Origin of the sequence: Bacillus sp. S/N-304-OC-R1 (genome assembly GCF_019749375.1) — a bacterium.
In the GTDB taxonomy this organism is placed as follows: domain Bacteria; phylum Bacillota; class Bacilli; order Bacillales; family Cytobacillaceae; genus Cytobacillus.
Map to the genome: position 1 here is coordinate 112,725 of NZ_JACWFE010000001.1, position 17,697 is coordinate 130,421.

Below are 17,697 nucleotides of genomic sequence, written 5' to 3' on the forward strand. Positions count from 1 at the left end.
TAAAAATGACTTATCAAACAAAAAATCTAATCAATCAAGTTAAAAACATCTTTTTAGAATCAAGTGATTTCACAAATAAAACATTACTAAGTAATGAAATAAAGCTTGAACTCCTTTACTTTTCAAGCTTGGCTTCTTCGGATAAATTAATTGAAAATATTGTGCCATATTTAACTAAACTTGAGGATAGCCAATTTCAAGATTACCTTTATAATATTACAACAAGACATACAAAGGAATTGGATGAAGTAATAGAGTCACTTTTAAAAGGGTATATTGCTTTGGCTGTTGAAGATGCAGACGTTTTATTTCTTATTTATTTATCCGATCCTATTAAACGTTCAATTGATGAACCAAAATCTGAATTAATTGTTAGGGGATCTCATGCGGGCTTTGTCGAACATTTATCAACAAATATTCAAATCATCCGAAATTTTATTATTGATAGAAATTTAGTTGTACATATTATACAGCTTGGCACAAAAACAAAAACGAGCACAGCTATTATATATCGGGAGGATTTAGTTAATTCAGCAATATTAGCAGAAGTAAAAAGAAGGCTATCCTATATTAATATCGAGACAGACATTCTTATTACTCCAGGTTTTATTGAAGAGTTTATTGAGGATGATCCATTTTCTGTTTTTCCGCAAATTTTATATACAGAACGACCGGATCGTGTCGGTGAGAATATAATGGATGGGCGTATTGCGATTATGACGGAAGGAAGTCCCGCCGCATTAATAGTTCCAGTTAATTTCTTTTCATTTTATCAATCCCCAGATGATTATAATAGCAGATGGACAACCGCTTCATTTATACGAATATTAAGAATGGTTAGTCTTATAATTGCGATCACCTTCCCATCCATTTATATCGGAATTGTTTCCTTTCATTTAGAAGTATTACCGAATAAGTTAATTATTCCGATGAAAAATGCAGTTGAAAATATCCCTTATCCACCTATCATTGAGGCAATTGTTATGGAAGTAACGATTGAATTAATTCGAGAGGCTGGAATTCGGCTTCCTACGCCTATCAGTCAGACAATTGGAATCGTAGGGGGATTAGTGATAGGGGATGCAGTTGTAAAAGCAGGTCTAGTATCTAATGTCATGATTGTTGTGGTTGCCATAACTGCAATTTCATCCTTTGTTGTCCCTTCTAATGAATTAAGTGCAGCTGTTAGAATGTTAAGATTTCCGCTTATGCTAATTGCAGCAACATTTGGTTTTATCGGATTAGTTTTTGGCTTTATTGTCATTCTAATTAAGCTATGTAAACAGGAATCATTTGGTGTTCCATATTTTTATCCGCTTGCACCATTTAGGATTAATGGCTTGAAGGATTCTGTTATTAGATTGCCTCTATGGCTAATGAAAGAACGTCCACAAGATACAATGGCCAAAAGGAAGAAAAAAATGAAATTGATCAGAGGCTGGGACAATCATGATCAATAGCTCTAAGAAAATATCACCTGCTCAATTATTCTTTATGATTATTCAAACCCAAATAGGTGTTGGGGTTTTATCATTACCATATACAATGGCTAAAGCATCCAAAATGGACGGCTGGATTTCATTAGCTCTTGGCGGAATTGCTGTTCAATTTTTCATCCTGATATATTACATGATTATGAAAAAGTTTCCAAATAAAATAGTAAAGGAAATAATTGTTGAGGTATTTGGTCATACAATCGGAAAAGTGTTCGAAGCTTGTCTCATACTATATTCCATCATCATTGGTGTCCTAATTCTAAATTTATACACTAGAATCCTTGATAGATGGATATTGCCGGAAACGCCAAACTGGATCATTTCATTGTTATTGGTTGTTTGTTCTTATTTTCTAGCTAAAGAAAAGCTGCGTGTCATAGCAAGATTTAATGTTATTGTTTCCTCATTTTTGCTTATTTTTCTAGTACTAATTATTTATTCATTAAAAGATGCGAATATCTATTATATTATGCCAATTGCTAACACTGGCTGGAAGAGCATTCTTTTTGGTACTAAGGATGCCATCATCGCTCTCTTGGGATTTGAAATTATTATGTTTCTATCCGCCATGACAACGGGGACTTTAAAGCAAAAGATCAAATTTATTACTGCTGCTAATATTTTTGTGACTTTATTTTATTTGTTTGCAACTATCGCTTCCTTTTTGTTTTTTAGTCCTGTCGATATTCAATTAATACCTGAACCATTACTTTATTTAATCAAAGCTTTTTCATTTAAAATCATTGAACGCACAGATATTTTATTTTTATCAATTTGGATTGTCTCCGTCTTTACATCCTTCGTATCCTATATTTATTGGGGAGCAGATTGTGTAAAAGGGGTATTTAATAGTAAAAAGCCCTCAAGAAATACTTTGCTTATGTTAGCAATTATTTATTTTCTCGGACAATTACCATTTGATACAGACCAATCAATGGATTATTTAAAAAAGATTGCCTCCTATGCAGGATACTCAATCATTTCCATTCCTTTGATTATTTTACCGTTTGTACTTTTAAGCAGAAAAGGGAAGGTGCAAATTAATGAAGATTAAAGGATTGCTTTTATCCATACCTCTATTATCAGGTTGTTGGGATCAGAATTTGTTAAAAGATGTGAGTTTAATAAACAGTGTCGCTTTAGATTTAGAAGATTCTAATAAAGTTTCAACTACAGTATCAATTCGTACAATACAAGGCTCAGAGGGGACTGGTGAGCAAAAATTGAAAACTGTCACATTCTCAGAGCTTGACAGCACCCCAAGAGGTGCAAGGGACAAAATTGATTTACAAGTATCTAAAAAAATTAATAGCTCTAAATTACAAGTTGTTTTAATTGGAGAAGAGCTTGCTAAAAAAGAGTTTTACTACGCACTAGATATTTTTTATAGAGATCCTAAAAGTGCATTAAATGCAAAAGCAGCAATCGTAAAAGGAGAAGCAAAAAAGGTGATAGAATTAGGCAGTGACTCAGACTTAATCGTTGGTGAATATGTTTTTGATTTATTATCAAGCGCCGAGGATGCAACAATGGTTAAAAAGAACGATATTCAATCACTTGGCACGATTATCTTAGATCCAGGTCAAGATGTATTAATCCCATTCATTCATCGAATCGATCATAAAACAGCGAAAGTAATGGGACTAGGTATGTTTAACGGCAAAATATACTCTGGGGCAGATTTAAATCATGAAGATAGTGTTCTGTTTCAGTTATTAAGTGGGTACTTATCGAAAATGGCAAGGTTTACAAAGAAGATTTATGATACAAATAGCGTCAAAGATTATATTACTTTTGACGTTTCAAAGGTAAAAAGAAAATTAGTCATAAAGGCTAAAGATTCTTCTAATATTATTGTCGACATCAATCTTTTTATAAAGGCAACAGTAATAGAATTTCCACATGATGTATTGGATTCGAACAAGGAAATAAAAAAACTAAATAGCATTCTTTCAAAAGAGCTCACTGACCAGGCACAAAGCGTATTAAGTCAGCTGCAAGAGGCTAATTGTGATGGTCTTGGAATTGGTAGAAGATTGGCCGCACTCCATTATCATGTTTGGAAAGACCTTGACTGGAAAGATACTTATCCAACTATTACATTTAATCCTAAAGTAAACGTGGAAATCGTTCAAAAGGGGATTATTAATTAGTTTTACAAACTGAATGAATATCATTATTACCGGAAATAATAGGAATAGCAAATTAAGAGGAATGATCAAATTGATCTACGTTTATAATGATTTCGGCGGAACCCACACTACCTCACTTGCAGCAGCCTATCATTTGAAAAAGCTTCCAACTAATAGGGTGCTAACAGAAGAAGAAATATTATCGACTCCATATTTTAATAAGCTAAAAAAATCGGATGCAGGAAGATTTATTTTTCATGGTAAGGATGATGACGAAAATCTTGTTTATACTTTAGGGAGACGATCATCAAAGCTAGTCGTCCCATCTTTAAAAAACTTATGCCTTATACTAGAGGAACAATTTCAAATTGAAGAAAAAATTGTATTCTCAAATACATCTCCAACCGTTCCTTTTGCCATGACAATGGGTGGATTTTTTTCAAGAGGGTTAAAAATTGATTTTATAGGCGTTCCTTTATTAGTCGCAGGAGCAAAGAAATCATGCCTTAATATTAATAAACTAGTTGAAAATACAAAACAAATTGGCAGTACTACTAATGCAAACGTAACCGTAATTGAAAATTTTAAGTTCCAAGCATAAAATATAAAGAGGAAAAACAGACAATAAATGAATGTCTGTTTTTTTAATTGATATTTAACAGAAAAACAAGCAAAATGAAAAAGATTTACGTGCATTCATAATAAAAGACATTCAAAAAGAAACAAAGGAGATCGTAATTATGCTAAAAGCAAAGTTAGAAGCTTTAATTGCAAATATGCAAAAAATTGAATTATTTCCAGAAGAGGTTGACTATTTAAAAAAACAGCAAATCTTAAGTGATGAAATGAAGATAATTGAAAAAAATGATGTTTCACTTTTCAATGATTCTTATATTGAGAGAAGCAGCAAAGAAACAGAGGAATTGATTGCTGAAGAATCTGTTCAATTTTTTGATCAGCCCATTAGTTTTTTGAAAAAACATAAAGAACAATTTATATATATTGAAACTAGCCGCTTCAATATAATAGGCATAGATTCATTATGTTTAGAAGTGGATGATGTCTTCGGTACATATGAAGCAATGTTAGGTTTAAGGCTGCAAAAAAAGCATGAAAAAACAATTAAAGACTTTTTAGAAATTGAGTTAATGGATAAAAACAAATCCAGTCTGCTGTTTTCTCAGGCTGATGGATTATGGGATTTTAATTTTGCCATAAATGGGATTGATGGATTTCAGGAAGAAATGACGATTAGTGAAGCATGCAGGCTGGTTTATTTATTCTTATTCAAGCTTATAATGACGATTGAAGAAAAAAAACAATAGCGTAAAAATTTATTCTAATCTCATAAAATTATATGATCCATCATATGAATTCTCTAGAAAAGGAGGGTTCAAGGATGGATCATTTATTGTGCACTCAATTTGCAAAAATACTGAACGGAAATGGGAAATTGAACAACGGTGTTTGTTCTGTAGAAATGCAGCGGGATTTTAAAGTTTCCGTTCAGGGACGGCTTACATCATCAGTCGTTCCTGCAGGCGTTTCTTTTGAAGCTTTAGATCACGAAGGGAACGCATTAAATTTGGCAGAAATCGCTATTCTAGAAGAGGAAATTCCGGGGTTTATGCATGCTGTTGTCGGGCAAGGCATTATTGTTAGCGCACTTCATAACCATTGGGTATTTACAAAGCCAAATATATTATATATTCATCTGCAATCTGTTGAACCTCCATTAAATTTTGCTAATAAACTTGCCTATGCTTTTCATGCATTAAAAAGCAAGCCGATTAGAAAAGAGTAGATCAATAGTGTATGACAAGAATTTTCTCCAAAAGTGTGATAAAATTTCTGCAATGCTATACAAGTACAGATAAAGAATGTATAGCTATTATTAAGATTCAATTTAAATGGAGAGTGTAATCATGCTAAAACGATTGACGAAATGGATGATCATTGGATTTGTTTTCTTATTCGCAGCTAATATTGGAACGGTTGCGCTCGCATCTAATGGTAATACTGATGATGAGGAAAGTATTAACGAAAAATTTGGGCTCCCAATCGTTGTGTATGGTGAAAAACTGTCACCTGCTCAAAAGGAAGAGGTGCGGAAATTACTAGGAGTAAATGACACAAGCAAAGTAACTGAAATAACAGTAACTGGCGATGATCTTGTCACCTACATCAAAGGGGACAGGCATGCAAATATGTATTCTTCAGCAAAGATTACTCGCAAGGAACCAGGAGAAGGTCTAGTCATTAAACAAGTTACCCCAGAAAATATTACCGAAGTAACAGATGAAATGTATGCAAATGCTCTTTTAACTGCGGGTATTCAAGATGCCGTTGTTGAAGTTGCCTCTCCTGTTAAGGTTTCAGGACATTCTGCTTTAGTTGGTATTTATAAAGCTTATGATGAAGGAAATGGAGAAGGTTTAAATACTGAGCATACTGAAGTCGCTAATGAAGAGCTCAATTTGGCTACTCAATTAGCAAAAAAAGACGGCATGGATCAGGACAAAGTCACAGAACTTCTGACAGAAATAAAAAAAGAAATTGCCAATCAAAAGCCAGCAACGAAGGAAGATATTGAACGAATTATTAATGAACAAGTAGAGAAGCTTGAGATTCAGCTGAGTGACCAAGATCGACAGCTGCTAATCGATTTATTCGAAAAAATGCGCAGTTTAAATATTAATTTCGATAATGTACAGTCGCAGTTAGAGAATATTTCGAAAGACATAAAACAGCGTATTGAAGAAGCTGTTGGCGATAAAGGATTTCTGCAAGCTATTTCTGATTTTTTTAAGAATTTAATTGAAAGCATTAAAAGCATTTTCTCATAATAATTAGGACCTCCAAATATGGGGGTCCTTTCATTTTTTATTCACCTGTTAGTTCGGGAAATTTAATTGGAGTATTTAATGCGTAATGATCCCGGTAAGAACGATAAGATACAACAGGAGTGTTTTCGGATTGGACGTCTAACTGCAGAATATATGAACCTCTGCATTCAAGATAATAACGAACCCCATCTTTCTTCAATTCATAAAATTGAATGGCCCTCCCAAGAAGTTCTTTCCTCCATTTCTGCGTATCAGGGTGATTGCGGATAAAATCAGCTAACTGTACTACTGTTGTGGATGATGTTCCAGTCAATGTAAAAATTCTTTCTTTCACAAGAGCAGATGTGGAATGTAAGGTTGTTTTTGCTTTGTGTAAAAACTTATCAAAAATGCGGTTCATTGCTTATCTCCTTTGGAAATTATTTACTCAGACCATGACATTTATCATGGTTTGTGCATGACACGTATGTCTTCAAATCTTTTTTTGAATTTTTTATAATTAAAAAAAACGAGAGGAAGGATACCATTAATATGACCAAACAAAAGCAAATTCATTTAAAAAAACAAATGGCTCCTTACGAAAAATCTGATGTTCAGGCAAGTGTTTGGCAAATAATAAATACCATAATTCCTTTTTTCTTATTATGGTTTCTGGCATATAAAAGCTTATCTATATCTTACATCATAACATTAGCAATAGCTGTAATCGCTGCTGGTTTCTTAATTCGAATCTTTATTATTTTTCATGATTGCTGCCACCACTCTTTCTTTAAAAATCGAACCGCGAATAAAATTATCGGTACGATTACAGGGATAATCACTGTTTTTCCTTTCAGTCAATGGCAACACGATCACTCTGTTCATCATGCCACAAGCAGTAATTTGGATAAGCGTGGGGTAGGTGATATTTGGATGCTGACTGTGGATGAATATATTGCAGCATCCTTCTGGCAGCGTGTCGGATATCGTTTATATCGAAATCCAATTATTATGTTCGGATTTGGTCCTATTTACCAATTTTTGATTGTGAATCGTTTTAACAGAAAGGGAGCACGAGTAAATGAACGGATCAATACGTATTTAACAAACGTCTCTATCGTCATTTTGTACAGCTTAATGTGCTGGGCAATAGGCTGGGAAGCATTTGTACTTGTTCAGGGTCCTATTTTCTTAATCTCAGGCGCTGCTGGAATATGGCTATTTTATGTTCAGCATACATTTGAAGATTCGTATTTTGAAGAGGATGAAAATTGGGAATACGTAAAGGCTGCTGTTGAAGGAAGTTCCTTTTACAAGCTTCCAAAACTTCTTCAATGGTTAACAGGGAATATTGGATACCATCATGTACATCATTTAAGCCCAAGAGTCCCGAACTATAAACTAGAGGAAGCCCACAATAATACAGAACCGTTACGCAATGTTCCAACTGTTACTTTAAAAACAAGCTTATCAGCGCTTCGATTTAAACTTTGGGATGAGCTTAATAAAACGTTTGTCACTTATAAAGAAGCTTCTAATTATATGAAGAACAGAAACAAAAAAGAAATCGCTTAATTTCTTAAAAGGCGAGGACTCATTCATAATAAATGAGAACCTTGCCTTTTTTATGTTAGAATTAAGTTGTATCATAAAGACTCACAATTAGAGGTCAACTATGCTAAAAAAATATTTAACACAGTTAAAAAGTTCAGGAATCTCTCCATATATTTGGAGTGTTTTTAGTATCTTGCCTTTTTATTTTATATTTCAATCTTCATCCACCATTGACATTATTATTGGATTAATCCTGACCATACTCTTTTTTATCACCTATCGGCTAGCGTTTATTTCAAAAAAATGGCCAGTGTATTTATGGACCTGTATTTTGATCGGCATTTCGATCACGATGACCGTTCATTTTCAATTTGTTTATTTTGCATTTTATATTGCGTATTACAATGGAAATATCAAAAATCGCATTGCTTTTCTAACACTGTATATTATTCATTTAGTAGCTACGACGATATCCATTAACTTTAATTTAATTCTTAGAGACGAGCTTTTCTTAAAGCAGCTGCCTTTTATCATCATTATTTGGATAAGTGTGATTCTATTGCCATTTAACTTATACAATAAGAAAAAACAAGAAAAGCTAGAGGAACAATTGGAAGTTGCGAATAAAAGAATTTCAGAACTCGTCAAGCAAGAGGAACGGCAGCGTATTGCCCGTGATCTGCATGATACGCTAGGACAAAAGCTATCACTCATTGGGCTTAAAAGTGACTTAGCAAGAAGACTAGTGTATAAAGATCCAGAGCAGGCACGCAATGAAATGAAGGATGTACAGCAGACAGCGAGGACTGCATTAAATGAAGTCCGAAAAATGGTTTCACAAATGAGAGGAATTAGAATAAAAGAAGAGATTGTGCTGATAAAACAAATTCTTGCTGCAGCGCAGATTGAATTTATTTGCGAGACAGAATTGAAGTTTTCAAACATTTCAATTTTCCTCGAAAATATATTAAGCATGTGTATGAAGGAAGCTGTGACAAATGTTGTAAAACATAGCAAGGCGACGGTCTGCCAAATAAGCTTCGAGCAAACATTAAATGAAATCTGTATTAAAATTGAAGATAACGGAATTGGCATCGGGAATAATTATGAACTTTCTAAAGGTAATGGATTACTCGGAATTAAAGAGAGACTGGAGTTTGTTAACGGCAGTCTTGAAATATCTGACAATAATGGAACAGCCATAATAATGAAGGTTCCAAATGTGATCAAGCAGACAGATAAGGAGGAGCATTCATGATTCGAATTGTCATTGCAGAAGATCAGCGTATGATGCTGGGGGCGTTAGGCTCACTACTCAATTTAGAAGAGGATATGGAAGTAATAGGGAAAGCGAGCAATGGGGAAGAAGCTGTCACACTCGTAAGACAGCATAAACCAGATGTATGTATCATGGATATTGAAATGCCAGGAAAAAGCGGCCTTGAGGCAGCCGAAGAGCTAAAAGAGTTTGGCTGCAAGGTCATCATCCTAACTACTTTTGCACGGACAGGATATTTTCAAAGAGCATTACGAGCTGGAGTGAGAGGCTATCTGCTTAAAGACAGTCCAAGTGAAGAGCTAGCAGATTCGATCCGTACTGTGATGACTGGGAGAAGAATATTTGCTCCAGAGCTAATGGATGATGTATATAATGAGGAAAACCCCTTAACTGAAAGAGAAAAAGCTGTGCTAGAACTTGTTGCTGATGGTAAGAATACGAAAGAAATCGCAGATGAACTAAGCATTAAAACAGGAACTGTTCGAAATTATATTTCACAGATTTTAGATAAGCTTGAAGTAAAAAATAGAATTGAAGCGATTACACAATCAAAGGAAAAGGGATGGTTCAAGTAGTGGTTAAAGGTTCAATGCAAATTTTTTAAAAAGTTTGTAAAAACCTCTCGACAAATCACTATAAATTGTCGGATAATTATAATTACAATCACTCGCATAAAAAATTATATAAAAATATTATTAATGTATCTTTAGTCTAACTAAGGAAATTTTTTTTAGTGATTGAATTAATCATTTAAAGCGACAAAGCAAATAAAAAGGCAGGGAAATGAAGGATGACAGACCAACAGATCAAAATTAACTTAGCTGAAACAAGAAAAGAAAAGCCAGCATTTGATAAACTTAAATTTGGAAGAACCTTCACAGACCATATGTTTATTATGGATTACACCGAAGGAAAAGGCTGGCATGATCCAAGAATTGTTCCATATCAACCTCTAACTTTAGACCCTGCAGCCACTATTTTTCATTATGGACAGACTGTATTTGAAGGGTTAAAAGCCTATTTAACGAAGGATGAAAAAGTTTTTTTATTTAGGCCAAATAAAAATTTTGAACGCTTAAACCGATCAAGCGCTCGCTTGTGCATGCCAGAGCTTGACGAGGAATTTGCAGTGGAAGCATTAAAAGAATTAATTCGAGTAGAACGGGACTGGATCCCTAACCTAGAAGGTACATCCTTATACATTCGTCCGTTTATTATTTCTACTGAAGTCCACTTAGGGGTATCTGCCTCTTTAACATACCAATTTATCATTATTCTTTCACCAGTTGGTGCTTACTATAAAGAAGGCATTAACCCAGTAAAAATTTCTGTTGAAACAGAGTATGTTCGTGCAGTTCAAGGTGGTACCGGAAATGCTAAAACAGCAGGAAATTATGCTGGCAGCTTAAAAGCACAAGAGGAATCAAGCAAATCTGGTTATTCACAAGTTCTTTGGCTGGATGGAAAAGAAAAAAAATATATCGAAGAAGTTGGCAGTATGAACGTCTTCTTTAAAATAAATGGAGAGATTGTTACTCCAGAACTGAATGGCAGTATTTTACAAGGGGTAACCCGTGATTCTATCATTCATTTATTAAAGCATTGGAACTTACCAGTAGTGGAACGGAAAATTTCAATGGATGAAGTTTATCAAGCAAGCTTAGACGGAACTCTAGAAGAAGCATTTGGAACTGGAACAGCTGCAGTTATTTCTCCAATTGGCGAGCTATTCTGGAAAAACGAAAAAATGATTGTAAATAACGGAGAAACTGGCACATTAACTAAAAAACTTTATGATACATTAACTGGAATTCAAAACGGGACGCAGCCTGATCCATTTGGCTGGTGTGTGGAAGTATAAGAACTGCTTTTGCAGTTCTTTTTACCTTTCTGGATAATTTTACTTGCAATAATCATTATTCATGCTATCCTATTAATAAATACAAACACTAGGGGTGTCTTCAATAAGACTGAGATAGAACGTTCGTTCTGAACCCTCGGAACCTGATCTAGTTCATGCTGGCGTAGGGAAGTGGTTTTTCTGGTTGATTATGCTAACTCAACCCCCACTCTATAGTCATATGGAGTGGGGGTTTTATTAATTTAATAGTTTTTATCTACTAGGGGCGCCCAAAAGGCTGAGATGAACCCTTGGAACCTGATCTAGGTCATGCTAGCGTAGGGAAGTAGTTAATTATTACGGAAATACATACGTAATGGATTAACCGCTTCCTAATTAGGGAAGCGGTTTTTATTTCCTCAAATTATTGTGTATTACTGAAATACAACATAAAATATAAAACATTTTATCAGGAGGAGAATTTGAATGGAAACTGTTAAAACAAAAAGATTTACAGAAAGGCTATTTGAAAACGTAAAGCCAATCTGGGATAAAAACCACAGTCATCCTTTTGTTCAAGAACTGGGGAAGGGAGTTTTAGATGAAGAGAAATTTATTCACTATATGAAGCAGGACTATGTGTATTTAATAGATTATTCTAAGCTGTTTGCAATTGGAGTCCTGAAAGCGCGTGACTTGGATATGATGGGGAAATTTGCACACATCCTTCATGAAACTTTGCATTTCGAGATGGAGCTACACCGTCAATTTGCGGCTGAATTCGGAATTTCGCGAGAGGAATTAGAAGCGACGAAACCGACTCCTGTCAATTTAGCCTATACACGTTATATGCTGAACGTTGCACAAAATGGCAATTTAGCTGAAGTCGTTTCTTGTCTCCTTCCATGTGCATGGGATTATTGGGAAATTGGGAAACTATTAAGAAAGCAATACGGCAATGGACTTGCATCAAATCGTTATGCAAAATGGATCGAAACATATGATTCAGAAACATTTGGCGAAGGAGCGAAATGGTTAATTAATTTAATGGATGAGCTCGCTGAAGGAAAGCCAGAACGAGAACTTGCCGTGCTTGAAGAGCATTTTCAAATGACATCCAAATATGAATATTTATTCTGGGATATGAACTATTACAAACAAGACTGGCCAATCTAAAATAAGTTGGTGGAAACATGACACTTGAACTAAAAAATATATCCTATTCCTATAAAAAAGAAGAACTCGAGAATAGCATCATTACAAATTTAAGTTTTAAAGTTAATCAAGGTGAATTTGTTTCTTTAATAGGAAGAAGCGGAACAGGAAAGAGTACACTTCTAAAATTGATTACTGGTTTGATTAAACAGGATAAGGGAGAAATCCTTATTAATAATAAATCGATCACGCTTGGGGATGTTGGCTATATGCCCCAGCGTGATTTACTGCTACCATGGCGGACAATTATAGAAAATATAATGATCTCAGCAGAAATTCAGAAAAATCTTCAACTCTCTAAGGAAGAAGCACGAACCTGGCTAGAGCGAGTAGGTTTACAGGAGTATGAAAATGCTCTTCCAAAACAGCTATCTGGGGGAATGAGACAAAGAGTTTCTTTTCTGAGGGCATTGTTAACAGGTAAAGAATTACTTTTGCTTGATGAACCTTTTGGAGCACTAGATTCTTTAACGAAAAAAGAAATGCAGGCTTGGCTCCTTTCCATATGGCAGGATTTAAATAAAACAGTATTATTTATAACTCATGATTTAGAAGAAGCATGTTTTTTAAGTGATCGAATTCTTCTGCTTTATCCTAATAAAAAAATCGAAGACATCACCGTTCATTTAAATCGACCTCGTGAGATCAGCATGCTGCATAATCATGAGCTAATTACGTTAAGACAGAGCCTGGAGAAGAAGATCGCCTATGAGAAGATTTAATATTTGGATACGGTCATATAGCTTGTTTTTTATTTTTTCTATTACAATTCTTATTTTCGTTGAGTGGCTCGTTAGGTCGAGGATAATCCCTGCCTTTATTATTCCAGCGCCAACAAATGTAATAATCTCTATTTTTGAGAATTGGAAGCCATTGTTACTGGAACATTTGCCTGCCACTTTTTTAGAATTTCTCATTGGTTTTACACTTGCTGTTTTAGGAGGAATCCTTTTAGCAGTAGGGATGTTTTTTTTCAAAACGCTGGAAAAAATGCTTTATCCAGCTGTCCTTATTTCACAAATGATTCCAATTATCGCTCTTTCACCGATCTTTGTTCTTTGGTTTGGCTATACGATATGGAGCAAGGTTGCCGTAACCATTCTTATCTCCTTTTTTCCGATAGTAGTCGGTACATATGATGGGCTGAAATCTAGTGATCAAGAGTATAGTGAATTATTACGCTCTATGGGGGCAAATCGCTGGCAAATCTTCCTAAAATTAAACATACCGATGGCCATGTCATCTTTTTTCTCTGGCCTGAAGCTCGCCATTGTTTATGCGCTTGTAGGTGCGACGATTGGTGAATGGCTGGGAGCTAGTGAGGGGCTAGGATATTATAGCCGGAGGATGTCTGGAAATTTAAATGCTGAAGGTGTTTTTGCTGCCATAACGATTTTAACGATTATGGGCATTCTATTGTTTGCTTTTGTAACAGTCATAGAAAAATATACGCTGAAATGGAAAAACGCAGAATAATTTACATTTGGAGTTGGTCAAAAATGAAAAAAAAATGGATATCCCATTTAGTAATCGTGTTCATGTTAGTCATGCTTGCCGGTTGTAACACATCAAAAAATAAAGCTACTGAATCCAATAAAGAAAAAAAACTTGAAGATATAAGCATTATGCTGGATTGGTATCCAAATGCCGTTCATTCAGCAATTTATGTGGCCAAAGAAAAAGGTTACTTTGAAGATGAAGGGCTAAACGTGAAAATCGAAATGCCCGCTGATACAAACGATCCTTTAAAGCTAGCAGCCACCGGTAAAGTAGATCTAGCAATCAGCTATCAAAGCCAGCTGCTCGTTTCAAGAGCAGAGGGTATACCAGTTGTTTCGATCGCCGCATATGTAAGACATTCACTTGACGCAATTATGTATAAAACGGAAAGCGGCATAAAGTCACCTAAAGATCTCGAAGGTAAAAATGTTGGTTATCCTTCTTCATTAGTAAGTGAAGCGGTTGTGGCATCAATGGTCAAAAATGATGGAGGAGATATTAACAAAGTCAAAAAGACAGATGTTGGCTGGGACTTAATGACTTCTTTAGCTTCAGATCATGTCGATGCCCTTGTTGGTGCTTATATTAATCATGAGGGAGTTCTCTTGGAGAAGGAAGGCTATAACATTGATGTTCTGCATCTGACTGATTACGGAGTGCCAGATAATTATGAACTGATCTTCGTTACAGGTGAAAAAACATTAGATAAGAAGAAAGCAGCCTTTGAAAAGTTTTGGCGAGCTGTTACGAAAGGACAAGTAGTTGTAAAAGAAAATCCTGATGCTGGACTTCAAGTATTACTAGATCATGAAAATGATAGCTTCCCATTAGATAAAGAGGTTGAAAAGAAAAGTTTACAAGTATTATTGCCGTTAATGGAAGATGAACATGTTCCATTTGGTTATCAAGATGAAGCCGTATGGCAAGAAGTCGCAAATTGGTTATACAAATCAGGTGTCATAAAAGACCAAATTGATCCAAAGCAAGCATTTGAAAATATCGTTTCTAATCAACAATAGGACTAGGGGTGAAGAGTATGCAAAAAACTAAAAAACTTACATTAACTGCAATTATCGCAGCAATCACAACCGTATCGAGCAGTTTCATTTACATTCCAGTTGGTTTTGCAAAGATTTTTCCCATCCAGCACTTTGCGAACGTTCTTTCTGCCGTTTTACTAGGACCCTGGTATGCTGTCATTCAAGCATTTATCTCCTCATCTCTTAGAAATATGCTTGGAACCGGAAGTTTATTTGCCTACCCTGGCAGTATGATTGGCGCGCTTTTGGCGGCCTTACTTTATCGAAAGACAAAAAATATCGGCTTAGCTGCAGCTGGTGAGGTGATAGGAACCGGCATTCTTGGTGCTATGGCAACCTATCCAATCGCTGTTCTAATACTAGGTAAGGAAGCAACGCTATTCGGATTAATCCCTGCATTTACAATGAGTTCATTTACAGGTGCGATAATGGGCTTTGGATTATTAAAAATATTAATTAAAAATAAAGCGATTGGAGGGATGCTTAATGAAAACAGCACTTACAATCGCGGGCTCTGATTCTGGTGGCGGCGCTGGAATTCAAGCGGATTTAAAAGCATTTGCTGCGAATGGCGTATTCGGAATGTCAGTCATTACTGCAGTCACAGCTCAAAACACAAAGGAAGTTCGATCCGTTCAAAATATTGATCTGCCTATAATTCAAGATCAAATCGAGGCAGTTTTTGATGATATAAGAGTAGATGCAGTAAAAATCGGGATGCTTTCTTCACCAGATACAGTTAAAACAGTGACAGGCTCCTTAAAAAAATATAATCCGGACTATATTGTATTAGATCCGGTAATGGTTTCAAAAGGCGGGCATCACCTTTTACAAAAAGAAGCCATAAAAGCACTTATAGAAAAAATGATTCCCCTAGCAACCGTTATTACTCCAAATATTCCAGAAGCAGAAGTATTAACCGGAATGCAAATTAACTCCGAAGAAGATCTATACGATGCTTGTTTAGTGATTAAGGAGTTTGGTGCCCGTTCAGTTTTATTAAAAGGTGGACATTTAAGTGGAGAACCGAATGATTTATTTTATGATGGTACTGACTTTCATTGGATAAAAGGAGAAAGAATTCATACTAAAAACACACATGGCACTGGCTGTACTTTATCCTCTGCTATTGCTGCTAATCTGGCAAAAGGGGAGTCTCTATTAGGAGCGCTACGTAAGTCTAAACATTATATAACACTTGCAATCAAGCATAGCCTTAGTCTTGGACACGGACATGGTCCAACTAATCATTTCTATGAGCTATATGAAAATGCCAATCTGCTATTTAAGCAAAACTCCTAAAAAGTGAGGTACTAAAAGTATGAACACCGCGACGATTAAACAATTATTTACAAAAGTCAAAGAGCGTCATCCACTTATTCACCATATTACAAATAATGTAACGATCAATGATTGTGCAAATGCAACATTGGCGATCGGCGGTTCACCAGTTATGGCTACAAGTATAGAAGAAGTAGCTGATATGGTAGGTCTGGCAAATGCACTTGTCATTAACTTTGGCACGATTGATGATTTAACCTATGCTGCTATGATTAGAGCAGGTTTGGCAGCAAATGAAGAGGGGATTCCTGTCATTTTTGATCCAGTTGGTGTAGGTGCTACTCCGTTCCGAACGGAAAAGGCAGCTGATTTTCTGCATAAAGTGAAGGTATCAATCGTTAGAGGGAATGCGACAGAAGTGTATGCCCTTATTGGCGGAAAAGCAATTACTAGAGGTGTCGATGCTGGAGACATTTCTATTTCAAAGGAAGAACTTGCTGTGAAAGCGGCAGTAAAGTTAAAGGCCATTACTGTAATAAGTGGAGAGCTTGATGTCATTTCGAATGGGTTAGAAACCATCAGAATTGCTAATGGTGATATTTGGCTAACACGAATTACTGGGACAGGATGTATGACGGCTTCGTTAATTGGATGTTTTGCTGGCATTACAGATGATCTTTTTTCAGCTGCCATAGCAGGTATGTCTGTCATGAGTTTATCAGGAGAAAGAGCAAGAAAAAGGTTAAATAATCAAGACGGTATTGGTACGTACCGTGTTAAGCTAATGGATATGATATCGTCAATGGATGGAGAAATATGGGAGGAAGGTGTCAGGTTCGCATGAATCCAAACTATGCATTATATTTAGTTACAGAAGAAACAGCTCCTCTAGAAGTGCTTCTTCAGACAGTTGAAAGTGCTGTAAAAGGAGGCGTGACAATCGTTCAGCTCCGAGAAAAGCAAAGCAGCGGCAAGCTTTTCTACGAGAAGGCATCTCAGCTTAAAAGCTTGCTAGATAAATATGAAGTGCCTCTCATTATTAACGACAGAATTGATGTAGCCTTAGCAGTAGAAGCGGCCGGAGTTCATATTGGGCAAAGTGATATGCCCCTGCCTGCAGTTAGAAGGATTGTCCCTGAATCAATGATTATAGGAGTCTCTGTATCAACAGTCGAGGAGGCCGAGAATGCAGTAAAAAATGGAGCCAACTATCTAGGAGTTGGTGCTGTTTTTCCAACAAATTCAAAAAGCGATGCCAAATTACTACCTAAAGGTATGCTAGAGGCGATCATTAGCAAAGCGTCAATTCCTGTTGTTGCGATCGGTGGCATAAAAATTGAAAATATGAATAAGCTGCAAGAATATCAAATTGCTGGCTGTGCCATTGTTTCAGGCATAATGAAGGCAGATAATCCATATTCTGCGGCTAAAATATATAGGGAAGCAATGAAAGAAATATTATAGAAGACATAAAATCTCACCATGTTGAAGGTGAGATTTTTTCATTTCAACAATTTTATAATATTGTTAAATAA

At 35.6% G+C, this 17,697-nt stretch carries 20 protein-coding genes and 2 riboswitches; of the genes, 19 read left to right on the top strand and 1 reads right to left on the bottom strand.

Translation table 11 applies throughout. The features are described 5' to 3' along the window. Nucleotides 1–5: 5 nt before the first annotated feature. The 7 genes from H0173_RS00570 (at nt 6) to H0173_RS00600 (ending at nt 6,474) form a co-directional block, all read left to right on the top strand. The gene (locus tag H0173_RS00570; RefSeq protein WP_221843979.1) at nt 6–1,460 is read left to right on the top strand and encodes a spore germination protein; all 1,455 of its coding nucleotides are present in this window, start codon (nt 6–8) and stop codon (nt 1,458–1,460) included. Further along, nucleotides 1,450–2,550, top strand: coding sequence for a GerAB/ArcD/ProY family transporter (locus H0173_RS00575; RefSeq protein ID WP_221843980.1), 1,101 nt, complete (start codon nt 1,450–1,452; stop codon nt 2,548–2,550). The genes H0173_RS00570 and H0173_RS00575 overlap by 11 nt, the downstream gene beginning before the upstream one ends. After that, complete coding sequence (locus H0173_RS00580) at nt 2,540–3,649, top strand: Ger(x)C family spore germination protein (RefSeq protein WP_221843981.1); 1,110 nt, start codon at nt 2,540–2,542, stop codon at nt 3,647–3,649. The genes H0173_RS00575 and H0173_RS00580 overlap by 11 nt, the downstream gene beginning before the upstream one ends. A gap of 70 nt (nt 3,650–3,719) precedes the next feature. Further along, complete coding sequence (locus H0173_RS00585; protein WP_221843982.1) at nt 3,720–4,229, top strand: DUF3189 family protein; 510 nt, start codon at nt 3,720–3,722, stop codon at nt 4,227–4,229. A gap of 139 nt (nt 4,230–4,368) precedes the next feature. After that, nucleotides 4,369–4,953, top strand: a complete 585-nt coding sequence (locus H0173_RS00590; protein WP_260630958.1) for a branched-chain amino acid aminotransferase — start codon at nt 4,369–4,371, stop codon at nt 4,951–4,953. 74 nt (nt 4,954–5,027) lie between these two features. Further along, nucleotides 5,028–5,432 carry a DUF1259 domain-containing protein gene (locus H0173_RS00595; RefSeq protein ID WP_221843983.1) on the top strand — a complete coding sequence of 135 codons (405 nt, stop codon included), beginning with the start codon at nt 5,028–5,030 and terminating at the stop codon, nt 5,430–5,432. Between the two features lie 121 nt (nt 5,433–5,553). Beyond that, nucleotides 5,554–6,474 carry a DUF1002 domain-containing protein gene (locus H0173_RS00600; RefSeq protein WP_221843984.1) on the top strand — a complete coding sequence of 307 codons (921 nt, stop codon included), beginning with the start codon at nt 5,554–5,556 and terminating at the stop codon, nt 6,472–6,474. A 37-nt stretch (nt 6,475–6,511) separates the two neighbouring features. On the opposite strand, the gene H0173_RS00605 is transcribed toward H0173_RS00600, so the two are convergent. Further along, nucleotides 6,512–6,874, bottom strand: a complete 363-nt coding sequence (locus H0173_RS00605) for a hypothetical protein (RefSeq protein ID WP_221843985.1) — start codon at nt 6,872–6,874, stop codon at nt 6,512–6,514. Nucleotides 6,875–7,005: 131 nt separating this feature from the next. Between H0173_RS00605 and desA the strand changes: the two genes are divergently transcribed. The 12 genes from desA (at nt 7,006) to thiE (ending at nt 17,626) form a co-directional block, all read left to right on the top strand. Next, a complete protein-coding gene (desA, locus tag H0173_RS00610; RefSeq protein ID WP_221843986.1) occupies nt 7,006–8,028 on the top strand; it encodes a Delta(5) desaturase DesA in 1,023 nt (340 codons plus the stop codon). A 100-nt stretch (nt 8,029–8,128) separates the two neighbouring features. Next, entirely contained in the window at nt 8,129–9,265 is a 1,137-nt protein-coding gene (locus H0173_RS00615) for a sensor histidine kinase (protein ID WP_221843987.1), read from the top strand. Next, complete coding sequence (locus H0173_RS00620; protein ID WP_221843988.1) at nt 9,262–9,861, top strand: response regulator transcription factor; 600 nt, start codon at nt 9,262–9,264, stop codon at nt 9,859–9,861. The genes H0173_RS00615 and H0173_RS00620 overlap by 4 nt, the downstream gene beginning before the upstream one ends. A gap of 215 nt (nt 9,862–10,076) precedes the next feature. Further along, nucleotides 10,077–11,147, top strand: coding sequence for a branched-chain amino acid aminotransferase (locus H0173_RS00625; RefSeq protein WP_221843989.1), 1,071 nt, complete (start codon nt 10,077–10,079; stop codon nt 11,145–11,147). Nucleotides 11,148–11,227: 80 nt separating this feature from the next. After that, nucleotides 11,228–11,334: riboswitch (TPP riboswitch) on the top strand. 64 nt (nt 11,335–11,398) lie between these two features. Beyond that, nucleotides 11,399–11,488, top strand: a riboswitch (TPP riboswitch). 124 nt (nt 11,489–11,612) lie between these two features. After that, nucleotides 11,613–12,302: a thiaminase II gene (gene tenA / locus H0173_RS00630; RefSeq protein WP_221843990.1), complete on the top strand. Its 690-nt coding sequence runs from the start codon at nt 11,613–11,615 to the stop codon at nt 12,300–12,302. A 17-nt stretch (nt 12,303–12,319) separates the two neighbouring features. Next, nucleotides 12,320–13,063, top strand: a complete 744-nt coding sequence (locus H0173_RS00635) for an ABC transporter ATP-binding protein (protein ID WP_221843991.1) — start codon at nt 12,320–12,322, stop codon at nt 13,061–13,063. Next, nucleotides 13,050–13,817, top strand: a complete 768-nt coding sequence (locus H0173_RS00640) for an ABC transporter permease (protein ID WP_221843992.1) — start codon at nt 13,050–13,052, stop codon at nt 13,815–13,817. Before H0173_RS00635 ends, H0173_RS00640 begins: the two co-directional genes overlap by 14 nt. A gap of 23 nt (nt 13,818–13,840) precedes the next feature. Then, nucleotides 13,841–14,860, top strand: a complete 1,020-nt coding sequence (locus H0173_RS00645; protein ID WP_221843993.1) for an ABC transporter substrate-binding protein — start codon at nt 13,841–13,843, stop codon at nt 14,858–14,860. A gap of 17 nt (nt 14,861–14,877) precedes the next feature. Beyond that, nucleotides 14,878–15,399: an energy coupling factor transporter S component ThiW gene (gene thiW, locus H0173_RS00650; protein ID WP_221843994.1), complete on the top strand. Its 522-nt coding sequence runs from the start codon at nt 14,878–14,880 to the stop codon at nt 15,397–15,399. After that, the gene (gene thiD / locus H0173_RS00655) at nt 15,368–16,183 is read left to right on the top strand and encodes a bifunctional hydroxymethylpyrimidine kinase/phosphomethylpyrimidine kinase (RefSeq protein WP_221843995.1); all 816 of its coding nucleotides are present in this window, start codon (nt 15,368–15,370) and stop codon (nt 16,181–16,183) included. The genes thiW and thiD overlap by 32 nt, the downstream gene beginning before the upstream one ends. A 19-nt stretch (nt 16,184–16,202) precedes the next feature. Beyond that, complete coding sequence (gene thiM / locus H0173_RS00660; RefSeq protein WP_221843996.1) at nt 16,203–17,006, top strand: hydroxyethylthiazole kinase; 804 nt, start codon at nt 16,203–16,205, stop codon at nt 17,004–17,006. Continuing rightward, nucleotides 16,979–17,626: a thiamine phosphate synthase gene (gene thiE, locus H0173_RS00665; RefSeq protein WP_260630959.1), complete on the top strand. Its 648-nt coding sequence runs from the start codon at nt 16,979–16,981 to the stop codon at nt 17,624–17,626. Before thiM ends, thiE begins: the two co-directional genes overlap by 28 nt. The last annotated feature ends 71 nt before the right edge of the window (nt 17,627–17,697 follow it).

Coding starts and splice junctions, on each gene's coding strand:
- thiE (WP_260630959.1), top strand. CDS start 16,979: ATGGGAGGAAGGTGTCAGGTTCGCATGAATCCAAACTATGCATTATAT.
- H0173_RS00570 (WP_221843979.1), top strand. CDS start 6: ATGACTTATCAAACAAAAAATCTAATCAATCAAGTTAAAAACATCTTT.
- H0173_RS00575 (WP_221843980.1), top strand. CDS start 1,450: ATGATCAATAGCTCTAAGAAAATATCACCTGCTCAATTATTCTTTATG.
- thiM (WP_221843996.1), top strand. CDS start 16,203: ATGAACACCGCGACGATTAAACAATTATTTACAAAAGTCAAAGAGCGT.
- H0173_RS00625 (WP_221843989.1), top strand. CDS start 10,077: ATGACAGACCAACAGATCAAAATTAACTTAGCTGAAACAAGAAAAGAA.
- H0173_RS00590 (WP_260630958.1), top strand. CDS start 4,369: ATGCTAAAAGCAAAGTTAGAAGCTTTAATTGCAAATATGCAAAAAATT.
- desA (WP_221843986.1), top strand. CDS start 7,006: ATGACCAAACAAAAGCAAATTCATTTAAAAAAACAAATGGCTCCTTAC.
- H0173_RS00595 (WP_221843983.1), top strand. CDS start 5,028: ATGGATCATTTATTGTGCACTCAATTTGCAAAAATACTGAACGGAAAT.
- H0173_RS00580 (WP_221843981.1), top strand. CDS start 2,540: ATGAAGATTAAAGGATTGCTTTTATCCATACCTCTATTATCAGGTTGT.
- H0173_RS00615 (WP_221843987.1), top strand. CDS start 8,129: ATGCTAAAAAAATATTTAACACAGTTAAAAAGTTCAGGAATCTCTCCA.
- thiD (WP_221843995.1), top strand. CDS start 15,368: ATGAAAACAGCACTTACAATCGCGGGCTCTGATTCTGGTGGCGGCGCT.
- thiW (WP_221843994.1), top strand. CDS start 14,878: ATGCAAAAAACTAAAAAACTTACATTAACTGCAATTATCGCAGCAATC.
- H0173_RS00640 (WP_221843992.1), top strand. CDS start 13,050: ATGAGAAGATTTAATATTTGGATACGGTCATATAGCTTGTTTTTTATT.
- H0173_RS00635 (WP_221843991.1), top strand. CDS start 12,320: ATGACACTTGAACTAAAAAATATATCCTATTCCTATAAAAAAGAAGAA.
- H0173_RS00605 (WP_221843985.1), bottom strand. CDS start 6,874: ATGAACCGCATTTTTGATAAGTTTTTACACAAAGCAAAAACAACCTTA.
- H0173_RS00600 (WP_221843984.1), top strand. CDS start 5,554: ATGCTAAAACGATTGACGAAATGGATGATCATTGGATTTGTTTTCTTA.
- tenA (WP_221843990.1), top strand. CDS start 11,613: ATGGAAACTGTTAAAACAAAAAGATTTACAGAAAGGCTATTTGAAAAC.
- H0173_RS00645 (WP_221843993.1), top strand. CDS start 13,841: ATGAAAAAAAAATGGATATCCCATTTAGTAATCGTGTTCATGTTAGTC.
- H0173_RS00620 (WP_221843988.1), top strand. CDS start 9,262: ATGATTCGAATTGTCATTGCAGAAGATCAGCGTATGATGCTGGGGGCG.